The sequence below is a fragment of the Lentzea alba genome, from assembly GCF_011067745.1.
Classification (GTDB): Bacteria; Actinomycetota; Actinomycetes; order Mycobacteriales; family Pseudonocardiaceae; genus Lentzea; species Lentzea alba.
On the sequence record NZ_JAAMPJ010000003.1, the window covers coordinates 650,861 to 677,171 of the forward strand.

General features: G+C 69.5%; 21 protein-coding genes. 9 read left to right on the forward strand and 12 right to left on the reverse strand.

What is annotated here, in order from left to right; all coding sequences use genetic code 11:
• Nucleotides 1-8: 8 nt before the first annotated feature.
• The gene (locus G7043_RS15410; protein WP_166046282.1) at nt 9-1,319 is read left to right on the forward strand and encodes a glycoside hydrolase family 6 protein; all 1,311 of its coding nucleotides are present in this window, start codon (nt 9-11) and stop codon (nt 1,317-1,319) included.
• Nucleotides 1,320-1,520: 201 nt separating this feature from the next.
• Here G7043_RS15410 and G7043_RS15415 read toward each other — a convergent pair whose 3' ends face one another.
• A complete protein-coding gene (locus tag G7043_RS15415) occupies nt 1,521-2,282 on the reverse strand; it encodes a hypothetical protein (protein WP_207311158.1) in 762 nt (253 codons plus the stop codon).
• A gap of 118 nt (nt 2,283-2,400) precedes the next feature.
• Here G7043_RS15415 and G7043_RS49870 point away from each other — a divergent pair, with 118 nt between their 5' ends.
• The 5 genes from G7043_RS49870 to G7043_RS15435 all read left to right on the forward strand — a co-directional run bounded on the left by G7043_RS49870 (nt 2,401) and on the right by G7043_RS15435 (nt 6,745).
• Nucleotides 2,401-3,573 (forward strand): cellulase family glycosylhydrolase, encoded by a 1,173-nt coding sequence (locus tag G7043_RS49870; protein ID WP_207311159.1) that lies wholly within the window; start codon nt 2,401-2,403, stop codon nt 3,571-3,573.
• On the forward strand, nt 3,570-3,737 hold the full coding sequence (locus G7043_RS49875) for a cellulose binding domain-containing protein (RefSeq protein WP_313887893.1): 168 nt from the start codon (nt 3,570-3,572) through the stop codon (nt 3,735-3,737). Before G7043_RS49870 ends, G7043_RS49875 begins: the two co-directional genes overlap by 4 nt.
• A gap of 24 nt (nt 3,738-3,761) precedes the next feature.
• Nucleotides 3,762-4,475, forward strand: a complete 714-nt coding sequence (locus tag G7043_RS15425; RefSeq protein WP_166046283.1) for a GntR family transcriptional regulator — start codon at nt 3,762-3,764, stop codon at nt 4,473-4,475.
• A gap of 105 nt (nt 4,476-4,580) precedes the next feature.
• Nucleotides 4,581-6,026, forward strand: a complete 1,446-nt coding sequence (locus G7043_RS15430; RefSeq protein WP_166046284.1) for an NCS1 family nucleobase:cation symporter-1 — start codon at nt 4,581-4,583, stop codon at nt 6,024-6,026.
• The gene (locus G7043_RS15435) at nt 6,023-6,745 is read left to right on the forward strand and encodes an aspartate/glutamate racemase family protein (protein ID WP_166046285.1); all 723 of its coding nucleotides are present in this window, start codon (nt 6,023-6,025) and stop codon (nt 6,743-6,745) included. Before G7043_RS15430 ends, G7043_RS15435 begins: the two co-directional genes overlap by 4 nt.
• Here G7043_RS15435 and G7043_RS15440 read toward each other — a convergent pair.
• Nucleotides 6,739-7,551, reverse strand: coding sequence for a rhamnogalacturonan acetylesterase (locus tag G7043_RS15440; RefSeq protein WP_166046286.1), 813 nt, complete (start codon nt 7,549-7,551; stop codon nt 6,739-6,741). The two genes, G7043_RS15435 and G7043_RS15440, sit on opposite strands and share 7 nt — an antisense overlap.
• Before the next feature lie 163 nt (nt 7,552-7,714).
• Between G7043_RS15440 and G7043_RS15445 the strand changes: the two genes are divergently transcribed.
• Both G7043_RS15445 and G7043_RS15450 read left to right on the forward strand, forming a co-directional pair.
• On the forward strand, nt 7,715-10,708 hold the full coding sequence (locus G7043_RS15445) for a glycoside hydrolase family 2 TIM barrel-domain containing protein (RefSeq protein ID WP_313887894.1): 2,994 nt from the start codon (nt 7,715-7,717) through the stop codon (nt 10,706-10,708).
• 7 nt (nt 10,709-10,715) lie between these two features.
• A complete protein-coding gene (locus tag G7043_RS15450) occupies nt 10,716-11,603 on the forward strand; it encodes an extracellular catalytic domain type 1 short-chain-length polyhydroxyalkanoate depolymerase (protein WP_166046288.1) in 888 nt (295 codons plus the stop codon).
• Between the two features lie 7 nt (nt 11,604-11,610).
• Here the strand turns inward: G7043_RS15450 and G7043_RS15455 are convergent, their stop codons facing one another.
• The 6 genes from G7043_RS15455 to G7043_RS15480 are packed head-to-tail and all read right to left on the reverse strand — an operon-like array spanning nt 11,611 to nt 19,162.
• A complete protein-coding gene (locus tag G7043_RS15455; RefSeq protein ID WP_166046289.1) occupies nt 11,611-13,068 on the reverse strand; it encodes a glycoside hydrolase in 1,458 nt (485 codons plus the stop codon).
• Nucleotides 13,069-13,076: 8 nt separating this feature from the next.
• Nucleotides 13,077-15,047, reverse strand: a complete 1,971-nt coding sequence (locus G7043_RS15460; RefSeq protein ID WP_207311161.1) for a DUF2264 domain-containing protein — start codon at nt 15,045-15,047, stop codon at nt 13,077-13,079.
• A complete protein-coding gene (locus G7043_RS15465) occupies nt 15,044-16,054 on the reverse strand; it encodes a hydroxyacid dehydrogenase (protein WP_166046290.1) in 1,011 nt (336 codons plus the stop codon). The genes G7043_RS15460 and G7043_RS15465 overlap by 4 nt, the downstream gene beginning before the upstream one ends.
• A complete protein-coding gene (locus G7043_RS15470; protein WP_313887899.1) occupies nt 16,051-16,860 on the reverse strand; it encodes a carbohydrate ABC transporter permease in 810 nt (269 codons plus the stop codon). Before G7043_RS15470 ends, G7043_RS15465 begins: the two co-directional genes overlap by 4 nt.
• Before the next feature lie 50 nt (nt 16,861-16,910).
• Nucleotides 16,911-17,840, reverse strand: a complete 930-nt coding sequence (locus G7043_RS15475) for a carbohydrate ABC transporter permease (protein ID WP_166046292.1) — start codon at nt 17,838-17,840, stop codon at nt 16,911-16,913.
• Nucleotides 17,837-19,162 (reverse strand): ABC transporter substrate-binding protein, encoded by a 1,326-nt coding sequence (locus G7043_RS15480; protein WP_166046293.1) that lies wholly within the window; start codon nt 19,160-19,162, stop codon nt 17,837-17,839. Before G7043_RS15480 ends, G7043_RS15475 begins: the two co-directional genes overlap by 4 nt.
• 103 nt (nt 19,163-19,265) lie before the next feature.
• Between G7043_RS15480 and G7043_RS15485 the strand changes: the two genes are divergently transcribed.
• Nucleotides 19,266-20,369: a substrate-binding domain-containing protein gene (locus tag G7043_RS15485; RefSeq protein ID WP_166046294.1), complete on the forward strand. Its 1,104-nt coding sequence runs from the start codon at nt 19,266-19,268 to the stop codon at nt 20,367-20,369.
• Between the two features lie 88 nt (nt 20,370-20,457).
• On the opposite strand, the gene G7043_RS15490 is transcribed toward G7043_RS15485, so the two are convergent.
• The 4 genes from G7043_RS15490 to G7043_RS15505 form a co-directional block, all read right to left on the reverse strand.
• On the reverse strand, nt 20,458-21,831 hold the full coding sequence (locus tag G7043_RS15490) for a glycoside hydrolase family 30 protein (RefSeq protein ID WP_166046295.1): 1,374 nt from the start codon (nt 21,829-21,831) through the stop codon (nt 20,458-20,460).
• A 71-nt stretch (nt 21,832-21,902) separates the two neighbouring features.
• The gene (locus tag G7043_RS15495; RefSeq protein ID WP_166046296.1) at nt 21,903-22,988 is read right to left on the reverse strand and encodes an aldose epimerase family protein; all 1,086 of its coding nucleotides are present in this window, start codon (nt 22,986-22,988) and stop codon (nt 21,903-21,905) included.
• A gap of 15 nt (nt 22,989-23,003) precedes the next feature.
• Complete coding sequence (locus G7043_RS15500) at nt 23,004-25,298, reverse strand: beta-xylosidase/alpha-l-arabinosidase (RefSeq protein WP_166046297.1); 2,295 nt, start codon at nt 25,296-25,298, stop codon at nt 23,004-23,006.
• Nucleotides 25,295-26,305 carry a LacI family DNA-binding transcriptional regulator gene (locus G7043_RS15505; RefSeq protein WP_166046298.1) on the reverse strand — a complete coding sequence of 337 codons (1,011 nt, stop codon included), beginning with the start codon at nt 26,303-26,305 and terminating at the stop codon, nt 25,295-25,297. Before G7043_RS15505 ends, G7043_RS15500 begins: the two co-directional genes overlap by 4 nt.
• Nucleotides 26,306-26,311: the final 6 nt, after the last annotated feature.

The window sequence follows — 26,311 nt, forward strand, 5'->3', positions numbered from 1 at the left end:
GAGGCAGGATGCGCGACAAAGGAGTTGCCGCCGGCATCGCGGTGGCCACGCTCGCGGCCACCGCGGCCGCTGTCTTGGGCAGTGCGGCACAGGCGGCCGCGTCACCGTTCTACGTCGACCCGAACACCAGCGCGGCCAGATGGGTCGCGCAGAACCCCAACGACTGGCGCACGCCGGTGATCCGCGACCGGATCGCCGCCGTACCTCAGGCGAGGTGGTTCACCACCACCAACACCAGCACGGTGCGGGGTGAGGTGGACGCCTTCGTGGGTGCGGCGGCGGCCGCGGGCAAGATCCCGATCATGGTGGTCTACAACGTTCCCAATCGCGACTGCGGCGGGGCGAGCGGCGGCGGCGCGCCCTCGCACAGCGCGTATCGGGCGTGGGTGGACCAGGTCGCGGCGGGACTGGCCGGACGGCCGGCGGTGATCGTGCTGGAGCCGGACGTGCTGCCGTTGATGACGAACTGCCAGAACGCCGGTCAGCAGGCGGAGACCAGGGCGTCGATGGCGTACGCGGGCAAGCGGCTCAAGGCCGGGTCCGGGCAGGCCAAGGTGTACTTCGACATCGGGCACTCGGCCTGGCTCACGCCCGCGGAGGCGGCCTCGCGGTTGCGGGCCGCGGACATCTCGAACAGCGCGGACGGCATCTCCACCAACGTGTCCAACTACCGTTCGACGTCCGACGAGGTGGCGTTCGCCAAGGCGGTGCTGAACAACCTGGGCGACTCCCGGCTGCGCGCGGTGATCGACACCAGCCGCAACGGCAACGGCCCCGCGGGCAGCGAGTGGTGCGACCCGCCCGGCCGGGCGATCGGCACGCCCAGCACGGACCAGACCGGCGACGGCCAGATCGCCGCGTTCCTGTGGGTCAAGCTGCCCGGTGAGGCGGACGGGTGCATCGCCGGTGCCGGTCAGTTCGTGCCGCAGCGGGCGTACGACCTGGCCAACGCCGCGCGGCCCCCGTCGACCACCACCACAACCACGACGACGACCACTCCGCCGGCGCAGGGCGGGTGCAAGGCCACGCACAAGGTGACGAGCACCTGGTCGGGCGGCTACAGCGGCGAGATCGTCATCGAGAACCGGGCGGCACCGATCAACGGCTGGAAGTTCACCTTCTCCGCGCCCGGCGTGACCGTGACCCAGGGCTGGAGCGGCACCTGGGCCGACAAGGGCGACCTCGTGGAGGTCGCGAACGCGGCCTGGAACGGTGCTCTCGGCACCGGCGGGACCGCCACCATCGGCTACAACGCCAACTACAGTGGCGGCACCCCGCCGTTCCTCACCCCGACGCTGAACGGGGTGGTGTGCGCGTGACGGCCTAATTAGAACCTGTATCGAAATGGCACTCGTTCACCCACACCAACCTCACCAGCCCCATTTTTCGACACGCGGGGCCCTTTCGTTCGCTCTGACAGTACGAAAGGGCCCCGCGTGCCCGTCGGCAGCACGGGTGGGCTGCGGAGAGTGATGGCTGTGGCGCTGTTCACTCGAACGGGTCGACGTTCCGGGACGCCACTAGCAGCCGATTCGGGTGGTCGCTAGCGCGATGTCGTCCATCCAGAGGTCGTAGGCGCCGTCGTTCGGCTGGTAGAGCTGCCAGCCGAACTTGACGGTGTTGAACTGCGGGAACACGAAGTCCACCTGGTTTCCGCCGTGGTTGCGCGTCGACACGGTGAGATCCGGCTGCGGGACGCCGTCGAACCAGAGTTCGACCCGGTTGTCGGTGGCGTCCATCCGCCACTCGACGCACTGCCAGACGTCCTCACGGGACGGGGCCGACTCGCGCCAGTTCGTCCAGTCGCCGGTCGGCCCGCCGTCGGCGCCGACGCCCCAGAACACACCGTCCACATTGGGCGCGTACTGGCCGCCGAGTGGCCGCACGATCTCCGGCCCCTGACCGGTGGCCTCGATCAGGGTGTAGTGGGCCCAGTCGGGCTTGCGCGGGAAGGCGTCGGTCTTGAGCCGCACCCGCCCGTAGAAGCTGTTGCCCGGCGCCGAGAAGTCCTCGACCCGGAGGAACGCGCGGCCGTTGCGTTCGGTGTGCACGCGGAGAACCCGTTGGCCGCGTGGGGCTTTCTCCACGGTGAGGGTGCCGTGGCTGGTGTCGACGCCCCATTTGAGACTGGTGGCGCCGCCGAGCGGGACCGACTGGAAGTCCTCGCAGAACAGCGTGTTCGGGCGAGCGCAGGAGGGAGAGTGGGCCGCGGTGGCGGAGGGTACGACGGCCACCGCGAGTTGAAGAGCCAAGAGCACTGAGAGCGCTTTCCGCATGGGCATTTCTGGAACGTAGAGGTTGACCCGTGCGGCGGGCAATCCTGTCTTTTTCACGTTTTCCCTTGTCTTCCAACGGATTCGACGTGCCCCGGCGGAGGGGCTCGGACTGAGGTAGGTGGTCATGAGTAGAAGGTTCCTCGCATTGGGCGTCGCCGTGGCGACGGTCGTCGCGTCGGCTCTGGTGTCACAGGCCCAACCCGCCCCACCGGCCGCGGCGGCGGTGGGACTGCACATCAGCGGTCGTGACATCGTCGAAGGAAACGGCCAGAAGTTCGTCATGCGCGGGGTGAGCCACCACCACGTCTGGGCTCCCACGCAGACCAGGGCGTTCGCCGACATCAAGGCACAGGGCGCCAACACGGTGCGCGTCGTGCTGGGCACTGGCAAGCGGTGGGGCCCGTCCAACGACGTGAGCACCGTGATCGACCTGTGCAAGCGCAACAAGCTGATCTGCGTGCTGGAGGTGCACGACACCACCGGCTACGGCGAGGAAGGCGCGGCGGCGTCGCTGGACGAGGCAGTGAACTACTGGATCGGCCAGAAGAACAACCTGGTCGGCCAGGAGGACTACGTCGTCATCAACATCGGCAACGAGCCGATCGGCAACACCAACGCCGCTCAGTGGACGGCGGCCACCGTGAACGCGGTGCAGAAGATGCGCTCCAACGGCTTCGAGCACCTGCTCATGGTCGACGCCCCGAACTGGGGCCAGGACTGGCAGAACGTCATGCGCGACAACGCCCAGACCGTGTGGGACGCCGACGTGAACCGGAACACGGTGTTCTCCATCCACATGTACAGCGTCTACAAGGACCCCGCGACGATCACCTCGTACCTCGACGCCTTCCAGGCCAAGGGCCTGCCGCTGGTGGTCGGCGAGTTCGGCTGGAAGTTCACCGGCAACGAGGTCGACCACGAGACGATCCTGACCGAGACCCAGCGCCGCGGCCTGGGCTGGATGGCCTGGTCCTGGAGCGGCAACACCGACCCGATCCTCGACATGGTCCTCAACTTCGACCCCGGCCAGATGACCTCGTGGGGCCAGCGGATCTTCAACGGCGCCAACGGCACCAAGGCCACCGCGAAGGAAGCGTCCATCTTCGGTGGCGGCACCACGACCACGACCACCACAACGACGACGACCACGCCACCACCTGGAAACGGCTGCACGGCCACGTATTCGGTCGCCAACCAGTGGCCCACCGGCTTCCAGGCCGACGTCCGCGTCACCGCGGCAGTGCGGCCATCAGCGGCTGGACGGTCACGTGGGCGTTCGCCAACGGCCAGAGCGTGAGCCAGGCCTGGAGCGCGACAGTCACCCGCAGTGGGCAGGACGTGACCGCGGTGAACATGGGTTACAACGGCAACCTCGGCGCCGGCGCGAGCACGACGTTCGGTTTCATCGGCTCGTGGAGCGGCACGAACCCCGTTCCCGCGGTGAGCTGCTCGGCGCGCTGAACCCGTCCCGTTAGGCTGCGGGGCGTGGCCGGCCCGCGTAAACGTTCTGCGCTGATCGCCCGGCTGGTCAGCGACCAGCCGGGCGGTTCCCAGGCCGCCATCCTCGACGAGCTGCGCCGGTGCCTGCTCGACGGCGACGTGCCGCCGGGCACCGAGATCCCGCTGGACGCGGTCGCGCAGGTGTTCGGGGTGAGCCGCATCCCGGTGCGCGAGGCGCTCAAGACCCTGATCGGCGAGGGACTGGTCGAGCACCAGCCCAACCTGGGCTACCAGGTCGCCCGGCTGACCCTGCACGAGTTGCACGAGTTGTACGTGGTGCGCGAGGTCCTGGAGGTGGCGGCGTTGACGGCCGCGGTCGCCGCGGCGGGGGAGCAGGACGACCAGGAGGCGACCGCGACGCACGAGGCGCTCGGCCAGGCCATCGCGGCCCACGACGTGCGCGGTTACCACCGCAACAGCCGACGGTTCCACCTCGCACTGGTACGGCCGTGCGGGATGCACCGCCTGCTGGCCATGCTGGAGTCGGCGTGGAACACCACGGAGCCGGTCCAGCCGATGGCCCACGTGTCCGACGGCGCCAAGGCCGAGATGCACCGCGACCACGAGGAGATGCTCTCGGCGTTCCTCGCCCGGGACGTGGACAGGCTGGTCACGGCCGCACGGGCGCACCACGACCGGCTGCGGGCGTCACTCGCCGCACTGCCTCGTGACACAGGGTTGTTCGTCGACTCCGAGTAGACAGCGCCGGAATGACGGGCCGGAAGATATACGGTTCGCGTCATGACGGCGTAACACGGCAAGACCAGGCTGCTCGCACCACACCGAGGGCTTGAGGAGTTGGTGATGACCGAGACAGCCGCCCGTCCGGCGACCGCCACGACGCCGGAGTACGACCCGCGCCTCACCAACGAGGACCTCGCTCCTCTCAAAAAGCAGACCTGGGGCTCGTACAACATCTTCGCGTTCTGGATGTCCGATGTGCACAGTGTCGGCGGGTACGTCACCGCGGGCAGCCTGTTCATGCTCGGCCTGTCCAGCTGGCAGGTGCTGCTGGCGCTGCTCGTCGGCATCGGCATCGTGCAGGTCTTCTGCAACCTGGTCGCCAAACCGAGCCAGGTGACGGGCGTGCCGTACCCGGTCATCTGCCGGGCCTCCTTCGGCGTGCTGGGCGCGAACGTGCCGGCGATCATCCGCGGGCTCATCGCGGTGGCCTGGTACGGCATCCAGACCTACCTGGCGTCCGCGGCGCTGAACGTGGTGCTGCTCAAGCTCTTCCCCGCCCTGATGCCGTACGCGGACGTGCAGCAGTACGGGTTCCTCGGGCTGCCGCTGCTCGGCTGGGGCTCGTTCGCCGTGCTGTGGCTCGTGCAGGCGGCGGTGTTCTGGACCGGCATGGAGACGATCCGCCGGTTCATCGACTTCTGCGGGCCCGCGGTGTACGTGGTGATGTTCGTGCTCACCGGCTACCTGATCTACCGGGCCGGCTGGGGTGCGATCGACCTGAGCATCAGCGAGGTCCGCCACACCGGACTGGCCTCCATCCCGGTGATGCTCGGCGCGATCGCCCTCGTGGTGTCGTACTTCTCCGGCCCGATGCTGAACTTCGGCGACTTCTCCCGCTACGGCCGGTCGTTCGCCGCGGTCAAGCGCGGCAACCTGCTCGGCCTGCCGGTGAACTTCCTGCTGTTCTCGGTGCTGGTGGTCGTGACCACGTCGCTGACCCTGCCGGTGTTCGGCGAGCTCATCACCGACCCCGTCGAGACGGTGGCGCGGGTCGACAGCACGTTCGCGATCGTGCTGGGCGCGCTCACGTTCACCATCGCGACCATCGGGATCAACATCGTGGCGAACTTCATCTCGCCCGCGTTCGACTTCTCCAACGTCAGCCCGCAGAAGATCAGCTGGCGCGCGGGCGGCATGATCGCCGCCGTCGGGTCGGTGCTCATCACGCCGTGGAACCTCTACAACAGCCCGGAGGTCATCCACTACACGCTGGAGGTGCTCGGCGCGTTCATCGGCCCGCTGTTCGGCGTGCTGATCGCGGACTACTACCTGGTGCGCAAGCAGAAGGTGGTCGTGGACGACCTGTTCACCATGTCGCCGAGCGGCCGCTACCACTACCGCAAGGGCTACAACCCGAAGGCCATCGCCGCGACGGCCGCCGGTGCGGTCCTGGCGGTGCTCCCGGTGCTCGTGCCCGCGCTGGCCGGTGCCGCGCAGTACACCTGGTTCATCGGCATGGCCGTGGCCCTGGCGGTCTACACGCTGGCCTCCAGGAGCGCTCGGTGATCATCAAGGTCGTGAACCCCAACACCAGCCTGGAGATGACCGCGCTGGTGGAACGGTCGGCCAAGGCCGTCGCCGCACCGGGGACCGAGGTGCTCGCGGTGAGTCCGGCGATGGGGCCCGAGTCGATCGAGAGCCACTACGACGAGGCGCTCAGCGTGCCGGGGTTGCTGGACGAGATCCGAGCCGGTGAAGAGTCCGGTGTGGACGGTTATGTGGTGGCGTGCTTCGGCGACCCCGGGCTCGACGCCGCGCGGGAGGTGGCGCGCGGCCCGGTCGTGGGCATGGCCGAAGCCGGTATGCGCACCGCCGCCTATCTGGGACGAGGTTTCACCGTGGTGACGACCCTGTCCCGCACCCGCGGCCGGACGTGGGAGCTCGCCGAACGCTACGGGATGCGCGACCTGTGCCGGGGTGTGCACGCCTGTGACATCCCGGTGCTCGAGCTGGAAGGCGACGCGCTGGACGTCGTCACGGCCGCCTGCGCCCGCGCCGTCGAACAGGACGAGGCGGACGCGGTGGTCCTCGGTTGCGCGGGCATGACGGACTGGGCGACGCCGATCGCGGAGGCGATCGGCGTGCCCGTCGTCGACGGCGTCCAGTCCGCCGTCCTCACGGTGCAGGGGCTGGTGGAGATGGGGTTGCGCACCGGCAAGCGGGACGAGTTCGCCACCCCGCTGCCGAAGCGGTACACGGGGATGTTGCGCGACTTCGGTTACTGACTGCTCGTCGGCCAGACGATCGCACTCGCGGGAATCTGGTCGTTGAGTCGGCGGAACGAGCCGGAGGACAACACGCGCTGGTCACGCAGGGCGGTGGCGACGAGCCGGGCGACCTCGATCGCACCTGACCCCTGGAAGTGCGTGTTGTCCTCGACGCCGTTGGGGTAGTTGGGACTCTGCCCGGCTTTCAGGTGCAGGAAGTACTTCTTAGTCCCCTCGACGCCCGCCCGGTTGAACAGGGCCGTGCTGGACGCGGTGAGGTCGACCAGCGGCACCTTCTTGGCCGCCGCGAGCTCGCGCATCGCCGCCGGGTAAGCCCCGTGGGTCGGGGTGATGGTGCCCGTGCTGCTGAAACGGCGTCGCTCCACGGACGTGACCAGGACCGGCTTCGCGCCCTTGGCCCGGCTCCTGTCGATGTACTGGGAGAGGTACGACTTGTAGGTCGTCGACGGCTCGGTGTAGCGGGCCGGGTCCTCCTTCTTCTCGTCGTTGTGCCCGAACGAGATGAGCAGGTAGTCACCCGGCTTGAGCCGGCTCACGATGCCGTCGAGCCGGCCCAGGTCGACGAAGCTCTTGGAACTCGCCCCGGACAGCGCCGCGTTCACCACCTTGGCGCCGGAGGTGAGGAACACCGGCAGCGCCTGCCCCCAGCCGGCTCGGGGCGCCAGGGAGGACACGTAGGTCGACGCGGTGGAGTCTCCCGCGACGAAGACCTGGACGGGTGCCGCCGCCGTCGAGGGCGTCACACCGGCACTCAGCAGCGCGGCCACGGCGAAAGCGGCGGTGGTCGCCACCGTTCTGTTCATCGAACCTCTTCTCCGGCCTCTTGCGCAGAGGATTGGTAAGCGCTTTCCTGTGATGGTGAGTATGGCGTCGGCGGGCGCGGAAATCGCGACAGGGCGGTGAGTTTTGGCTATTCGACGGTCGAATCGATGGTCGAACAAGTTCTGGGCACTCGTACTCGGCTGCGTGGTCGCGGCCGGACTGAGCACGGTCCAGACGGCAGCACAGGCCGAGCAGGTCCGACCAGCTGCGCGGGCGGTCGACTTCACCGGAGCGTGGCAGTTCGCGCTGGTCAACACCACTGGTGAGGATGCGCCGCAGCCCGGTGAGCACGATCCGCTGTGGCGAGACACGCGGCTGCCGCACGACTGGAGCATCGGGCTCGACCCCGTCGAAAGCGCCCACACCAACGCCGGCACCGGCTTTCTGCCAGGCGGTCTCGGTTGGTATCGCAAAACTTTCACGCTGCCGCGGTCGATGGCGGGAAAGAAAGTGTCGATCGAATTCGACGGCGTCTACATGGACTCCGAGGTGTATCTCAACGGAGTATTGCTCGGCCGTCATCCCTATGGCTACACCGGATTCGCCTACGACCTCGCCGCGCACACGGACGGCAAGCCCAACGTCCTCGCGGTCAAGGTGCGCAACCAGGTGCCCAGCAGCCGGTGGTACTCCGGCAGCGGCATCTACCGCGACGTCCGGCTGGTCGTCACCGATCGAACCCGCTTCACGCGCCACGGCGTGCAGGTGACGACACCGGATCTGGAGAACACGGTCAAGTCCGGTTTCGCCACGATGCGTGTGGCGACCACGGCCGTCGCCGACAGCAGCGCCCAGGCGGAGATCGTCTCGACGGTCAAGGATCCGCGCGGCCGGGTCGTCGGCAGGGGAACGACGCGGGCGGAACTCGGCACCACCCCGAGCACCGCCGCCACGGACATCCGGATCACCAAGCCACTGCTGTGGTCGGTGGAACAGCCGAATCTGTACACAGTGGACAGCGAGATCCGGGTTCGGGGCAAGGTCGTCGACACCGTCAGCACGCGCACCGGCATCCGGTACTTCGCCTTCGACCCGAACAACGGCTTCTCGCTCAACGGCGTGGAGATGAAGCTCAAGGGCGTCAACCTCCACCACGACCTGGGCGCGCTCGGCGCGGCGGTCTCGTCCGACGCGATCGTCCGCCAGCTGCGGATCATGAAGAGCATGGGCGTGAACGCCGTGCGCACCTCGCACAACCCGCCCTCACCGCAGTTCATCAAAGCGTGCGAGGAAATGGGCGTCCTGCTGCAGGTCGAGGCGTTCGACACCTGGCGGTCGCCGAAGGTGAAGTACGACTACGGCCGGTTCTTCGACGCCAACAGCAGCGCCGACCTCAGCGAGATGGTGCACGCCGCCAAGAACTCGCCGTCGGTCGTGATGTGGTCGATCGGCAACGAGATCCCCGACTCCAGCGCCGCCGCGGGCCCGCCGATCGCCCGGCGGCTGATCGACGTCGTGCGCGCCATCGACACCACCCGCCCGATCGTGATGGGCTCCGACCGGTACCGGCGGGTGCCCGCGATCGGCTCGCCGCAGGACCAGATCCTGCAGATGCTCGACGGGCTGGGCCTGAACTACAACAACGCTTCCTCGATCGACGAGCTGCACACCCGTTACCCCACCAAGTTCTTCTTCGAGGCCGAGTCGTCGTCCTCCACCTCGACCCGCGGTTACTACCAGGACCCGGAGCAGCTCAACACCGGTGAGAACTACACGCCGGGCAGGCGCAACACGTCCTCGTACGACAACAACCTCGAGACGTGGACGTACAGCGGTGAGTACGGGTTGAAGAAGGACCGCGACCGCAAGTGGTTCGCCGGCCAGTTCCTGTGGACCGGCATCGACTACATCGGTGAACCCACGCCGTACGACGTGTTCCCGGTGAAGTCGTCGTTCTTCGGCGCGGTCGACACCGCCGGGTTCCCGAAGGACTTCTACCACCTGTTCCGCAGCCAGTGGAGCAACGAACCGATGGTGCACCTGCTGCCGATGGACTGGACCCGCCACAAGCCGGGTGAGCCGGTGTCGGTGTGGGCGTACAGCAACGCGGACACCGTCGAGCTGTACCTCGACGGCAAGTCGCTGGGGGAGCGGAAGTTCGACACCAAGACCACCGTCTCGGGCTCGCGGTACCTGGAGACCACCGAGGCGACCGGGGACGACAAGACGGTCACCACCGGCCCGTATCCCGGCAGCTACACCAGCCCCAACGGCAGCGCCGGCAAGCTGCACCTGACGTGGTCGGTGCCGTTCCAGCCCGGCCGGCTCGTCGCGGTCGCCAAGCGGGGCGGCGTGGAGGTCGCGCGGGACGAGGTCCGCACGGCGGGTGAGCCGCACGCGCTGCGGCTGACGCCGGACCGGAGGATCACCAAGGCGGACGGCAAGTCGCTCACGTTCGTCACCGCCGAGGTCGTCGACCGCGCGGGCGTGGTCGTGCCGGACGCGGACGACCTGATCTCGTTCCAGGTCTGCGGCGGCACCCTGGCCGGATTGGACAACGGCCGTCAGGAGAGCGCGGAGAACTACCAGGCTCCGGCGCGGACGGCGTTCAACGGCAAGGCGCTCGCGATGGTCCGATCAGGACAGTCGTCCGTGATCACGGTGACAGCGCGGGCACCGGGACTGCGCACCGCGAACACCGTCGTCGTGGCGGCCGGCGGACGACCAGGCCGCGCACCCGTCACCGCCGGTCCGCAACCCGCCCCGGCGCCGGCACCGACGGCGGACGCGAGCTACTCGGGCGCCCGCACCACGATCCCGGCCGCGATGCTCGACGGAAACGCTTCGACGTACTGGTCGAACTACTACCTCAAGCGCGCCACGGGCCTGCTGCCGGCGGTGAGCCGGGCGCACGCGACGGACTGGGTGTCGCTGCCGGTGCCGGGCGGAGCGGTGAGCTCGGTCCAGGCCTCGTTCCTCACCGACGCGGCCCACGCCCTGCCCGCGTCGATCGCGGTGTCGTACTGGAACGGCGAGAAGTTCGTGCCGGTGCGCGACGCGAAGATCGAGTGGGGCAGCGCGGTGAGCATCACCTTCGCTCCCGTGCGCACTGACCGCCTCCGGCTGGACCTCACCAGCTCCGCACCGGGAACCACACACGGGTTCCTCGGTATCTCGCAAGCCACGGTTGGAAGTTAGGAGCGCCATGTTACGCACGGCTTTAGCTCTGGCCGTCCTGCTCGGTGTCGTCGTCACACCGCAAGCCTCCGCCGCCTCTCTCGTCGAGGTGACGAACTTCGGTCCGAACCCCAGCAACCTCCGTCTGCACGTCTACAAACCGGACCGCGTCGCCGCGCGGCCGGGCGTCCTGCTGGCTCCGCACTACTGCACCGGTTCGGGCCCGGACATGTTCCGCGGCACGGAGTTCGCGAAGCTGGCGGACCAGTACGGGTTCGTCGTGCTCTACCCGTCGGTCACCCGTGCCGACAAGTGCTTCGACGTGTACTCCCCGCAGGCGTTGCGCCGCGACGGCGGGAGCGACCCGGTCGGGCTGGTGTCGATGGTGCGCTGGGCCCTGCGGCAGTACCAGGGCGACCCGGCCCGCGTGTACGTCACGGGCATCTCGTCCGGCGCCATGATGACCAACGTGATGGTCGCCAACTACCCGGACGTGTTCGACGCCGGCGCGGCGTTCGCCGGTGTGCCGGACGGCTGCTTCGCGACGAACAACGGCTCGACCTGGAACAGCGAGTGCGCCAACGGCCGGATCCTCAAGACGCCGCAGCAGTGGGGCGACATCGCGCGGTCGGCGTTCCCCGGCTACAACGGCAAACGGCCGCGCATGCAGCTCTGGCACGGCACCGCGGACGACATCCTGCGCTACCCGAACTTCGGCGAGGAGGTCGACCAGTGGACCAACGTCCACCGGCTGACCACCACGCCGACGTCCACCGACTACCCGCAGGCGAACTGGACCCGCCGCAAGTACGGCGACAAGGTCGAGTCCATCTCGCTGCAGAACGTCGGCCACAACCTGATGGCGTCCGGGATGGCGTTGCGCGCCGTCCAGTTCTTCGGCCTCGACCGCAGGTGAGCGGGCGTCACACCGACACACCGTCGAGCTGGAAGGTCTGCACCTGACCCGCCGCGAACGAAGCCCGCAGCAGCTTGCCGTCCAACCGGACGTCGGTGCGCTGGACGTACCTGTCGCTGCCGCTGGTCGTCGAGGTGGACCACCGGGTGATGAGCCCGGTGGGCAGGGTGGCGAACCTGGTCAGGTCGAAGGTGATCGTCTGCGACGCGGTCGCGGTGTTGACGCCGACGAGCACCAGCCGGCGTGCGGCGGGATCGTAGGCCACGGCGGCGTTTCCGGTGGACGCGGAGATGATCCGCATGCCCGGCCGGATGTGCCGGGTGAACTGCGCCAGCACGTAGAGCTTGTTCTGCACGGCGCCCGCCTGCAGCGTGGTGCCGTCGTAGGCGATCAACGCCCACACCGGGGTCGGGTCCATGACCTGCCAGTAGCACCACGCCGTCGGGTGCAGCCAGCGCCAGTCGAGGCACAGGTTGCTGGCCATCGACAGGCCGGTGCCGTCCTTGTCGCCGTACTCGGAGTTCCACAGCGTCTTGCCGGCGGTCCGGGCATCGGAGTAGAGGAGGTCACGACGACCACCTGAACCCTGGTAGCCGTGCACGTTGATCTGGTTCACGACGGACTTCGTGGTGGTGTCGAAGGAGTTCCAGGTGCTGCGCGCCGCGTCGTAGCTGGTCTCGTCGGACGCCGAGATGCGGGTGCCGGACAGGCCGCGGTTGTTCAGCTCCTCACGCAGGTACTGCAACACGGTGCGCTGGAGCGACGGGGCGAAGTGACAGCCCTCCTGCTTGCCGGTGGCCGACCAGTAGTCCGACGCGGGCTCGTTGAACGGGTCCACCGTGCGGAACCCGATGCCCCAGCGGTCGCGGAACTGCCGCACGACCTCGGCCATGTAGGAGGCGTGGGTGCGGTAGTTCCACGACTGAAGGTTGTTGCTGCTCGCGCTGGCGGCGCCGGACGGGTTGTGGTTGATGCACATCCACCACGCCGGTGAGTTGGAGAACAGCTCCGTGATGGCGCCGCGCGCCGCGGCTTTGACCAGGGACGCGCGCTGTTTCGCGTCGGCACCCCACTGCCACGAGCCGGGGTCGGTGTTGCGCCAGTCCTGCCAGAAGGTCTCGATCTGCTTGAAGCGGGGGATGTTCGGTGAGGCGACCATGCTCTCGCCGTTCACGCTGTTCCAGCTGCACGCGCCGAGGTTGTAGCGGGCGATGTTCATGCCCAGGCCGGGCAGCGTCGTTCCGTTGTAGGTGACCGACTTCGTGGTGAACCAGAGGTCGGCGAAGTCGTCGCGGTCGCCGAACACGTTGGCCCACCAGGCGAGTGACGTGCCCCAGCCTTCCCACGTGCCGTAGCTCGTGCTGGGGTCGACCGTGATGGTCTGGTCGGCACTGGCGCTGGTGCCCAGGGCTGTCGCCGCGACGGCGGCCGCCGCACCGGACAACACTGTCCTGCGGGTGACCATGGTTCCTCCTAAGGACTTGGCAGGGTGATCCTCGAATCGAGTCCATCGCTCCACCGCAGCACGATCTCGTTGCCGCGCACGATGAGCTGTGGGGTGGCCACGGCCTCGCCGCCCCGGTCCAGGCGCACGACGGCGGCGAGCACGTCACCCCGTGCCACGGGACCGGTCGTGGCCAGCCAGGGGACCGCGGTGTACTTGCCGAGCGGGGACGTGCCGGTGCCGGTGTGCACGCCGGCCTGGTCGAACCCGCGCAGGGCTTGCAGGGAAGAACGCAGGCGTGCCCCGGTGACCACGACCTCTTCGCCGTCCGCGGTCTCCTCCCGCGGCCGGGTGTCGGCCGCGACCGGCCAGCCGGAAACCCGCAGCCGGGAGCCATGGGGGGCACATTCATGGACGTGAGGTCCATGAATGTGCCCCCCATGGCTCTTCCGGGCGGGTGGGTCGCCGTCCACGCGCACGATCCGGATCTCGACCGCGCTGCGCACGACGGAGACCACGAGCACGGGCGGTCCCTCGATGATCTCGCCGCCGCGGCCCGAGCCGTGGTCGGGGGAGTCGTCGGCGCTGGTGTCGACCCAGCGCACGGGTCCCCGTGACGCACCGGCCACCACACCGCCGGGCAGCTCTTCGGCGAACAACGTCCGGAAGCCCGCGCGGTGGCTGGCCGCACCCGCGGAGTCGAGCAGCACCACCGAGTTGTCCGTGGAGACCGGCATCGTCGCCGTGGAGTAGCCCAGTTTCGCGTACAGGGGCGAGTCCGCCCGCTGGTCACCGGGCAGCGCGTGATCGGTGCCGTGGTTCACCGTCGTGACGATGCCGTCGGCACGACGCGCCGACACCAGCCAGCCCGGTGCCGCGATCACCCGCGTGTAGTCCATTCTCTCCACCGGCAGCGGCCGCTCTACGTCCGTCCACACGGGATGGTCGGCGGGCAGCGCCAGGCCCAGCATGCCCTTGGCGGCCCAGTAGGGCGATCCCGGTCCGGAGTAGGCCTGCCGCAGCGCGGGCCAGCCGCCGTGCCAGCCGAGGCGCAGCAGGCCGTCGGGCTCGAGAGCGCCGTGGTCCACGAAGTGCCGCAGCACCCCGGACGCCGCCCGCCGCAGCAGGCCGGGTGAGGGCCCCGGCACGCCGGTCATCGCGGCGACCCAGAACGGTGCCGCGGCGGCGAACCGGTAGGTGAGGCTGCGGCCCTGCATCAGCGGCGAACCGTCGGCGCCGAGCAACGCGGCCGCGTCCTCCAGGTACCGCGCGAGATCGTCGGACCAGGTGCGGCGGAGGTCCTGCGAGCACAGCGAGTCCGGGACGTCGAACAGATGCGTCCACAGCAGCGGGTACAGGTGCAGCGCCCAGCCCGTGTAGTGGTCGTACGCGCGTTCCTCGCCGTCGCTGAGCCACCCGTCCGCGCGCCGGAACGACGCGTGCAGAGCGAGGTCCTGCTCGACGTCCTCGACCGACCAGGGGCCGCCGACCTCGCGCAGGAACGACTCGACGACGATCCGGAACCACACCCAGTTGATCGGCGGGTACGGCTGGCCGACCACGGTGCCCAGCCAGTCCACGACCCGTTGCCGCACGCCGTCGTCGAGGTGGTCCCACAGCCACGGCTTGGTCAGTTGCAGCACCAGCGCGATTGACGCGGCCTCGACCTTGGCCTGCCCCAGCTCGTCGGGCCGGGGCCAGGCCTCGGGTGAATGCGGATCGGTGCCCGCGGCGAGGCCCCAGGCGTACCGCTCCAGCAGCGCCGGGTCACCACCGCCCGCGACCCGGAACCCGGCGAGCAGGAACGTGCGCGCGAACCCTTCCAGCCCGTCGGAGACGGGGCCGTACCGGCTCGGTTCGCCGGGCAGGTCGATCCGCGCGCACCGCGGCGACCAGTGCTGGTGGACGGCGTCGAGCAATTGGTCGGCCACCGCCTCCCAGTGCGCGCGGGTCCAGCCCGTGCGCGGGGAGAGGAAGCGGTTCTCGGGTGGGAGGATCATGCCTGCACCGCGAGTCCGTGCCTGGTCACCGGTTCCAGCGGAGGCTGCCCGGAGACGTAGCGTTCCAGTTCGTCGAGCGCGGCCCCGGCCATGAGCCTGGTCTCCGAGCCCAGCGACCCGGCCACGTGCGGGGTGATCACGACGTTGGGCAGGTCGTACAGCCGTGACCAGGCGGGCAGCGGCTCGGGGTCGGTCACGTCCAGCACGGCGTGCAGGCGCCCGTGCGAACACGCCTCCTCCAGCGCCGCGGTGTCCACAAGGGACCCTCGGGCGGTGTTGACGAGCGTCGCGTGCTCCGGGAGCGCGGCCAGTTCCGCCGCCCCGATCAGATGGCGGGTCTCCGGCAGCGCGGGCGCGTGCAGGCTCAGCACGTCGGCCTGGGGCAGTGCCTCGGCGAGCGTGACGACCTCGGCGCCGGCCGCCCGCACCAGTGCGGGGTCGACGACGGGGTCGACCACGAGCAACCTGCCGACCTGAAGCCGCCGCAGCAGTTCCACCACCCGCCGGCCGACCCGCGAGAACCCGACCAGCACGATCGTGCGTCCCAGCCCGGACAGCTCGCCGCGGCGGTCGCGGTAACCCCAGTCCTCGCGGAACCGGCGGGCGTCCGCGGCCAGGAACGGCACCTTCTTGAACGCCCACAGGATCGACGCCACGGTGTACTGCGCGACCGGTTCGGCGTTGATGTGCGCGGCCGTCGTGACGAGGACGTCGCGGTCGAACACGGCGTCACCGACGTGGGACCGCACGCTGCCCGCCGCGTGCAGGGCGGCGCGCAACTCGGGCGCCGCAGCCAGCACGTCGGAGTCGATCGGCGGACAACCCCACGAGGTGATCAGCACCTCGACCGAGGCCAGCCGGCGGCGCACGGCCGGTGAGGAGAAGTCGTGCGCCACCAACGGGTTGCCGGGCCTGGCCAGCCGCGCGAGCCGTTCCAGCTCGCGCGGGCCGAACTGCAGGTCGGCGACGTCCGGGCTCATGGCGAGCATGACCTCGGGCCTGCTCATTTGACGCTCCCCGCGGCCAGACCCTTGCGCCACTGCCGGTTGAGCACCAGGAACGCCACCACCAGCGGCAGCACCGCGAGCAGCGACCCGGTGATCACCAGCGGGGTGTACTGCGGGAACTGGGTCTGCCGGGTGCTCCACTGGAACAGCCCGAGGCTGACCGGGAAGAGCTTCGGGTCGGTGAGCAGGACCAGCGGCAGGAAGAAGTTGTTCCAGATCCCGATGAACTGGAACAGCAGCACGGTGACCACACCGGGACGCATCATCGGCAACGCCACGGTGAAGAACGTGCGCAGCTGGCCCGCCCCGTCGACGCGCGCCGCCTCCAGCACCTCGTCCGGCACCGACGCGTCCGCGTACACCTTGGCGAGGTAGACGCCGAACGGGTTGGTGAGCAACGGGATGAACACCGCCCAGAACGTGTCCACGACCCGCAGCTCGGACGCCAGCAGGTACATCGGCAGCGCCAGCACGGTCGTGGGCACGAGCACGCCGGTCAGCGTCAGCCCGAACAGCACCCGACGGCCGGGAAAGCTCGTCTTGGCGATGGCGTAGCCGCACGCGGCGCAGATCAGCGCGCCCAGGACCGCCCCGCCTCCCGCGTACAGCACGGAGTTGAGCAGCCAGTGCCAGAAGATGCCGTTCTCCTGCGTGAACAACGTCTTGACGTTGGTCCACAGGTTCCACTCGCCGAACTCGAACGCGCCGGTCGTGGAGAAGTCGCCGAGCGACTTGGTCGCCGAGGTGACGAGCCACACCAGCGGCAGCAGGCTGTACAACGCGGCGACCACGAGGATCACGTGCACCGCGGGCACGGAGACCCAGCGGGACTTGCTGTCCACAATGGACGTGCTCATCACGACCTCCTCGTCGAGAAGCGCATGACGACGGCGGACAGCAGCGCGCAGATCACCGCGAGCAGCACCGACGCCGCCGCGGCCCGGCCGTTGTCGCCGGCGACGAACGCGGCTTCGTAGACGTACATGCTCGGCGACCAGGTGCTGGTCACCGTGCCGGTGAAGCCCTTGAGCACCATGGGTTCGGTGAAGACCTGCAACGAGCCGATGACGGTGAACACCGCGGCCACGAAGATCGTCGGCCGGATCACCGGGATCTTGATCGACCACGCGGTGCGGAACCCGCCCGCGCCGTCGGCCCTGGCCGCCTCGACGATCTCCCTGGGGACGGCCTGCAGGGCGGTGTAGAAGATGATCATGTTGTAGCCGACCCATTGCCAGGTCGCGATGTTCGCGATGGACGGCAGGATGGCGCCGTCGCTCAACGCGTCGATCCCGAACAGTCCCTTGATCGGGCCGATCGTGGGGCTGTAGAGGTAGGCCCAGATCAGGCCGCCGATGACCACCGGCACCGCGTACGGCACGAACACCGCCAGCGACCACATCTGCTTGAGCCGCACCACACCGGAGTCCAGCAGCAGCGCCAGGACGAGTGAGCCGATCAGCATGCTCGGGATGTGGATGAGCGCGAACAGCGCGACGTTGCCCAGGCTCGCGTGGAAGGCGGAGTCCACGATCACCGAGAGGTAGTTGCCGAGCCAGACGAACACGTTCTCGGGACCGGAGAAACCCAGGCCCTGAAGTCGTTCGGTGAACAGGCTGAGGTACAGCGCGTACGCCACCGGCACCAGCACGGTGCACAGGAGCAGAATCGCGAACGGCACGGCCAGCACCGCTCCCGCGAAGTCCTTCTTGCGGGCGCGGGCGGTGACCGGGACGTTTCGAGGTGCTTCCCGCGGTGTTGTCCGCTCGGGCGCGAGGACGCTCATGCCGACTTCCCTTCTCGTACCGAGAGTCCTCTGGTGCGCATGTCGGCCACGGCATGCTGCTGGACCTTCCGCAGCGCGTCGGGCAACGTCGTCCCGCCACTGCGGACCGGTCCGAAGGAGTCCGAGATGGTCGAGAACAGCCGCAGGGCGTTCGGGCCCCACGTCCAGTCCGGCACCCGCTTCGCCGCTTCGTCGAGCACGTCGTAGACCGGGTCGCCGAGGAAGAAGCCGCCCTTGTACGCCTGGCGCGCCACGGCGCGGTTGGGCAGGTGCGCGGGGAACGGCGTGCTGAAGGCGCTGCCGATCTTCGGCACCTCGGGGTTCGTGCTGAGCCAGCGCAGGAACGTCATGGCGGCCTCCGGGTTCTTGCTCTCCGCGGAGACTCCCCACGCCGTGCCGCCCTGGATCCCGTTGGCGGGCTTGCCGTCCCAGGTGGGCATGGTCGCCACGGCCCAGCGCCCGGTGTCCTTCGGGATGGACCGGTTGAGCGTGCCGACGCTCCACGACGCGCCGAGCACGCCCCACAGCTTGCCGTCGTGGATCCCGGCGATCCAGTCCTGCGAGCCGTAGACGACCCCGGCGACCTGGTTGCCGGTGATCATCGACTGCCAGTAAGACGCCGTGCGCAGCGTGCCCTCACCGGCGATGTCGACCGCCCAGGTGTCGCCCTGCGCCGTCCACCACGGATCGCCCGCCTGCCACGACATGCCCGCGAAGAACGAGCCGTCGTTGAGCGGGAACGAGCAGATGCGCGCCTGCGGGTCGATCTGCTTGACGGCCGCGGCCGCCGTGCGGAACTCGTCCCACGTGCGCGGCAACGCGATGCCGTGCTGGTCGAACAAGTCCTTGCGGTAGTAGAAGACCATCGGCGCGAGGTCCATCGGCACGCCCCACGTCCGCCCGTCGGGCCGCACCCCGCGCCACGCGGCGGGGGAGTACTGGCTCTCCAGGTCGGCCATGTCCGCCGTGAGGTCGCGCAGCCCGCCGGTGAGCAGGATCTGCGGCAGACCCTGGTACTCGACGTGCAGCACGTCCGGCGCGTTGTGCGCGCGGATGGCGTTGGTCTGCTGGGCGTAGCCGCCGGACAGACCCGCCGCGATCACCCGCAGCTCGACGAACACGTCCTTCTGCGCTGCGTTGAACGCGGCAACGTACTTGTCCATGCCGGTCAGCCACGACCAGATGGTGATCTTCGTGGCGCCCGGTGGTGCGGCGGTGGCGGTGCAGCCGCCGACGAGACCCGCCGCGCCCAGGGCGGCGGAAGCGCGCAGGAAGCCGCGGCGGGAGATGCCGCGGGCCTGCAGCGCGGGGGAAAGCTTCATTGCTGACCCTCCTGCGGGAGTGATGTGGCACACCTCACCTCGTGGCACACTCAGCGGTCAACGAAACGATCAGAAACGCTCGGAACCGACCAGAAGCGAAGAGATGAACCAGAAGTTGGCTGCTCAGCGCCATGAGCTGATCCTGCGTGCCGTCCGGACGCACGGCACGGTCCGATTGCAGGAGCTGGTGGACCTGCTCGGCGCGTCGGCGGTGACGGTGCGCCGGGACGTGACCGCCCTCGCCGACCGAGGCCTCGTCGTGCGCGTGCACGGCGGCATCACCATGCCCAGGCACGCCGAGCCGTTCCCCCGCGGCGCGCAGTCCCTGGTGGGCCCCGCACCGGTGCACCCGCTGGTCGGCATGGTCGCGCCCTCGGTGGAGTACTACTGGCCGGCGGTGATCCAGGGCGCGCAGACCGCCGTGGCCGCGGCGGGCGGACGGCTGGTGCTGCGCGCGTCCAGCTACGACGCCGCCGAGGACCGCCGCCGCGTTCACGAACTGCTCGACCGCGGCGTGCAGACCCTGCTGGTCGCCCCGAGCACGACCGGACGCGCGGGCGTCGAACTGCTGCGCTGGCTCGGCGCGCAGAACGTCCCGGTCGTGCTCGTCGAACGCCTTCCACCACCCGAGCTGCCCACGATCGCGCTGGACGCGGCGGTGACCGACCACGCGATCGGCGCCGGGCTCGCCGTGCGGCACCTGGCCACGCTCGGCCACCAGCGCATCGGCCTCGTCACCTCCCGGCAGAGCCCGCACAGCGACGCCATCCGGACGGGCTGGACGACCGCCGTGTCGTCGCTGGACCTGCCGTTCCACGGAGTTCCTGTGCTCGACGTACCGCCGTACGGCTCTCCACAGTGGACTCGCGCGGTCGACGAGGTGATCGACGAATGCCTGGCCGCCTCCGTGCACGCGGTGCTGGTGCACGCCGACCGCGAGGCGATCGGGTTGCTCGAACGCACCCGCGAACGCGGCATCCGCGTGCCCGACGATCTCGCCGTGGTGTCGTACGACGACGAGGTGGCGGCCGCGTCCGACCCGCCGCTGACGGCCGTGCGGCCCCAGAAACACCGGCTCGGAGCACTGGCCGCACAACTCGCGCTGGCCCGGCTGGCGGACCCGCTGGACCGCCCGGTGCACCGCGTGGTCCTCTGGCCGACTCTGACCGTCCGGGAGTCCTGCGGAACAGCCCTCACCGCGGTGTGAGGCCCGGCCCGGGAGGTTGATGAGGGGAGCTTTCCCAAACCTCAGGTTTATGAAAGCTCCCCTCATCAACGTCGCCACGGGAGCGGGGTCAGGGGGTGAGCTTGTAGGTGATCAGGGAGCGGGCGGGGATGGTTGTGGTGAATTTGCCGCCAGCCAGGCGGATGGGGGGCTGGGCTGTGGTGTTGCCTGTTGTGTTGGTCAGGTAGGGGGTTGCCTTGGTGGCGGCGGAGTTTTTGACGGTGTATGAGATTGATTCGTCGGTGGTGCCGGTGTTTAGCGCTACTACGGCTAGAGAGCCGTCTGTGTTGCGGAAGGCGGACAGCTGCAGGTTGCTGTTCGAGGTCGTTGCGCCTACACGTGTTGCGTTGGGACGGATGAAGCGGCTGTAGTTCGCCAGGGCCCACAACCGTTTCGAGACGTGGTAGTTGTCGCCGTCCATCTGGATCAGACCCCGCGTGGTGCCGACCGAGGCGCCGTACCAGTACACGTAACCGTTGGCGTTGCCGGTGGTGAGCGCGGTGTGCACGGCCTGGGCGATGGTGAAGCCGTCGTAACCGCTGCCGTCGTCCCAGTTCTCGTTCCACGTCGTGCCGTTCGGCGACCACTCCGACATCCAGGTGCGCTTCGACGTCGGCAGCGGGCCGCTGACCGGCGAGGCGTAGGTGTGGCCGGTGTGCGTCGCGACGATGCGGCGTGCCACCGGGTCGGCCTCGATCGCCTTGCTGTAGGGGGCTTGGTGGTCCCAGCCGAACGAGTCGCAACAGGCGACCTTCAGCCGCGCGGTCGCCGCGATCGGTCCGAGGACCTTGGTGAACTCCACCGCCTGCGCCGGGGTGAAGCGCATCGACGAGTAGGTGGCGGTGTAGTCGGGCTCGTTGGTGAACCCGATGTCGGTGATCCGGATGCCTTCCTGCGCGTAGAACTTGGCGTACTGCACCAGGTACTTCGCGTACGCGCGCCGCCAGTCGCCGCTCGCGCAGGACGCGCCGGACAGGCCGCAGAGACTGCCGCCGTTGGCTTCGTCGCCGTTGGTCTTCATGTAACCGGGAGCGCTCCACGCGTTGGCGTAGAAGCGGTTCACCCCGTACGCCTTGGCCTGCTGGGCCAGCCAGACCTGGCTCTCGTCGTCGCGATCCCAGACGTAGCGCGGGATCGCGTCCGGACCGCCCGGATCCTCGGGCTGGATGGAGTTGGCGGAGGTCGACCCGATGCCCAGCCTCAGGATGGACATGCCGGCACCGGAGGTGCGCGACAGCAGCAGATCGAGGATCTCACGTTGTTTCGGAGCCGACAGGCCTTGCGAGCCGTGCATGATGTCGGCACGGCCGAACGCCTCGGAGAACCCGAAACCGTCGATCTGCTGGAGCCGGTGCCGGACGTCGATGGTGGCCGTGGTGGCCTCGGCCGGAGAGGTGAGGGAGCTCAGGAGGACCAGCGCTGCGACTGCTACCGCTGAAGTCATTCACCCAGAATGCTGTAGTCCTTGCGGCGCAAGCAATCTCGGAGGAATTCTTCGACTCGAATTCGACTCGTTCAGCCGACCGAGAGCTCGTAGACGGTCTCCTGCGTGTAGGTCTCGCCGGGACGCAGCACCGTGCTGGGGAAGTCCGGGCGGTTCGGCGAGTCGGGGAAGTGCTGTGCCTCCAACGCGAATCCCGCGCGGTGCCCGTACGGGCGGCCGCTCGTGCCGACCAGCGCGTCGGTCAGGAAGTTGCCGGAGTAGAACTGCAGGCCCGGTTCCGTCGTCCGCACCGTGAGTGTGCGGCCGGAACCCAGGTCGTGCACCCGCGCGGCGAAGGCGGGGTCGTCGAGCACCCAGTTGTGGTCGTAACCGTGGCCGATGCGCAGCTGGGGGTCGGCGGCGTCGATGCGGGCGCCGATCGGCGTCGGCTCGCGGAAGTCGAACGGGGTGCCGCCCACGGGAACCGGAACGTCCTGGGGGATCAGGGATTCGTCGACCGCGCAGAACGATCCCGCGCGGATCGTCAGCAGGTGCCCGCTGATGTCGCCGGAGCCTTCACCGGCGAGGTTCCAGTACGCGTGGTTGGTCAGGTTCAGCACCGTCGGCGCGTCGGTTTCCGCGCGGTAGTCGATGGTCAGCCGGTTCCGCGTGTCCAGGCGGTACGTCACCACGGTCGTGACCCGGCCGGGGAAGCCCTGGTCGCCGTCCGGGCTGACGTGGCTCAGGCGCACCCCGACGGAGTCCTCGTCGCCGAACGTGCTCGCCTGCCAGACGTGCGTGTCGAACCCCGAGGGGCCGCCGTGCAGGCAGTTCGCGTTCTCGTTCGCGGCGACGCGGTACTCCGTGCCGTCCAGGCTGAACTTCGCGTCCGCGATCCGGTTGGCATAACGGCCGATCAGGGCGCCGAAGAACACCCGGCCCGCGTCCGGCCGGTTGTTGGCGACGTAGCTGTCCAGGTCCGCGAACCCAAGCACCACGTTCGCCGGCACGCCGTCGCGGTCCGGTGCGTCGAGCGACTGGATCACACCGCCCAGGTCGAGCACCCTGACCGTGATCCCACCGGGGTTGACCAGCACATATCGGTGCACGGCCGTGTCACCCACCTTGCCGAAGAGCTCGGTGGTGACCGTGGGGGTGGCGGTGCCGGATCGGTGCATGCCGCCATGTTAGCGCTAACAGTCGATCTCGAACTCCGGTGTGAGGACGCGGTCGAAGCCGACGCGCCGGCGAGGTCCGGTCAACGTCGCGCGCACGGTGGCGTGGATGTCGGTGCTGGACCTCCCGATGCGCAGCTCGACGTTCCCGGGATCGACCTGGCGGTGCCCCGACCGGCCGGTGTAGGAGGTCAGGTCGGCGTGCAGGATCGCGGTGACCACCCTGGTCTGGCCGGGCGCGAGGTCGGTCTTGACCGCGCCGATCAGCTGCTGGACGGGCCGGGCGACCTCGGCCACCGGGTCGTGCAGGTAGATCTGGACGACCTCGGTGGTGGCGATCTCCGTGTCGTTGCGCAGGACCGCGACCACCCGGCAGACGCCGTCGGTCGGCCATTCCCGTGCTTCCGCGCCCGCGGTGACCCAGCTGACCGGGGCGTAGGACAGTCCGTGCCCGAACGCGAACAGTGGCGTCGGGTCGACGGTGCTGACCTCGCTGCGGGCGCCGAGCTGAGCCGTGAGGTACGTCGACGGCTGACTGGCACCGGCACCGGGGAAGCTCACCGGGAGCCGTCCCGACGGGTTGATCCGTCCACTGAGGACTCCGGCCAGTGCCGCCGCGCCCTCTTCTCCCGGGTAGAAGCCACACACGACCGCGGCGAGCCGGTCGATCTGCCGGGACAGCTCGTACGGGCGGCCGGACAGCAGCACCAGCACGACCGGGGTGCCGGTGGCCAGCAGGGCCTCCAGCAGCTCCTCCTGCCGTCCGGGCAACGTGAGATCGGCGGCGTCGCAGCCCTCACCGGACGTGCCGCCGCCGAACAGACCGGCCTGGTCGCCGAGCACCGCGACGCAGACCTCCGCGCGCCGGGCGGCCTCGACGGCCTCGGCGATCTCCTCGTCGGTCCCGCCGAGCACCGGGCAGCCCAGCGCGAACGTGACGTCGTGGTCGGCGCGCAGGAAGTCCAGCACCGTCGGCACCTCGATGCCCATCGGCACGTCCGGGTGGTGGACGCCGACGTGCAACGGGAACGAGTAGCACCCCATCATCGCGCCGGGATCGTTCGCGCGTGGCCCGACGACGGCGACCCGGCGCTCACCGGTCAGCGGCAGCACGCCGTCGTTGTGCAGCAGGACGATCGAGCGTTCGGCGACCTCGCGGGCCAGGGCACGGGACTCGTCGTCGTCGAGCACCAGGTCCGGCGAAGGATCCGGGGCGTAACCGGGGTCGAGCAGCCCGAGCTCGCACTTCTGCCGCAGCACGCGTTCCAGCGCCCGGTCCACCAGTGCCATGTCGACGCGGCCGGACTCGAGCCCGGCCAGCAAAGGGTCGCCGTAACAGTCCACAGTGGGCAGTTCCACGTCGATGCCCGCGGCCAGCGCCTGCCCGGCCGCGTCCTCGCGATCCGCCGCGACGGAATGCAGCTTGTGCAGGAACGCCACCGAGAAGTAGTCCGCGACCACGGTTCCGGTGAAGCCGTACTCCTCGCGCAGGAGGTCGGTCAGCATCGACGCGTCCGCGGCGACCGGGACGCCGTCGTTGTCGGTGTAGGAGTTCATCACCGACCGGGCACCGGCGCGCAGGGCCATCTCGAACGGCGGCAGGATCACGTCCGCGAGCTCACGCGGACCGATCGACACCGGCGCGAGGTTGCGACCCGCCCGGGACGCCGAGTAGCCCGCGAAGTGCTTGAGGGTGGCCACCACGCCCGCCGACTCCAGGCCGCTGACGTACGCGGCGCCGATCGTGCCGACGAGCAGCGGATCCTCGCCGATGGTCTCCTCGATCCGGCCCCACCGCAGGTCGCGCGCGACGTCGAGGACCGGGGCGAGCCCCTGGTGCACGCCGAGCCGGCGCATCGCGGCGCCGATGCGGAAACCCATGCGCCGCACCAGGTCCGGCTCGAACGTGGCACCCCAGCACAGCGGCGACGGGTACGCCGTCGCCTGCCAGGCGGCCAGGCCCGTGAGGCACTCCTCGTGCACCATCGCCGGGATGCCGAACCGGTTGCCCGCGATGATCTTGCGCTGGGTCCGGGCCAGGCTGTGCGCGCCCACCTCCGGCGCGATCGGGCGAGTGCCGAACACGCGGGTGAGCTGGCCGATGCCGTGCCGGGACAGCTCGTCGAGGTCGGGTGGCTCCACCGCGAAGTCGTGCTGGTGCGGCGCCATCTCGCCGCCGGAGTCGATGCCGACCCAGACGCCGTGCAGCTGGGCGATCTTCTCGCGCGGGGTCATCCGCGCCATCAGGTCGCGCACGCGCTGATCGGGGGAGAGGCCGGCGTCCCGCCAGCCCGAAGTCGCTTCGGTGGTCACGCGAGCCGCCTCGTCGAGTGCCGGACCACCAGATCGGTGCCCAGCGTGATGTGGGTGTCGCCGGTCTCTTCCCGGTTGATCAGCTGCACCAGCAATGTGAGCGCGCGGTGGCCCATCTCGCGGATCGGCTGCTGCACGGTGGTGAGCGGCGGTGTGCACAGCGCCGACTCCGGGATGTTGTCGAACCCCACGACCGAAAGATCGTCGGGCACGCGCAGGCCGAGCTCCAGCGCCGTCTCGATGACCGCGATGGCGCTGATGTCGTTGGCGGCGAACACGGCGGTCGGCCGGTCGGGCCCGCGCAGCAGCTCGCGCGCGGACTGCGCGGCGACGTCGTGGTCGTAGTCGCCGCGCCGGATGAGGCTCGTGTCCACCGGGACGCCGGCCGCGACCAGCGCCCTGCGGTAGCCCGTTTCCCGTTGCTGCGCCGACTTCAGGTCCGCGCGGCCGGTGAGCAGGGCGATGCGGCGGTGGCCCAGTTCGAGCAGGTGCTCGGTCGCGAGCTGTCCGCCGCGCAGGTTGTCGGAGTCGATGGTGGGCAACGGAGACCGTCCGGTGTGCGGGTCGACCGCGACGACCGGGGTGCCCGGCAGACCTTCGAGGTCGACCGCCGGCGTGACGAGCACGGCGCCGTCGACGAGGGTGCCGCTCAACCGGGTCAGGTAGCGCTGTTCCCAGCCCTGCGGATCGCCGGTGCGCCCGCCGGCCGAGTACACGACCAGCTCGAAACCGGTGCCGCGGATGGCGTCCGCCGCGCCCTTGAGCAGTTCGGTGCTGAACGGCTCTATGTCCGCCACCAGGATCCCGATCACGTTCGTCCGGTGGTTGCGCAGGCTCTGCGCGACCAGGCTCGCCTCGTAACCGAGTTCCTTGATCACCGCGGTCACCCGCGCGAACGTCTCCGCGGAGACGCCGTAGCGCTGGTTGAGGACCTTGGACACGGTGGCGACCGAGACGTTCGCTTGCGCTGCGACGTCACGGATGGTGACGCGAGAACGTGGAGGCACCGCCAC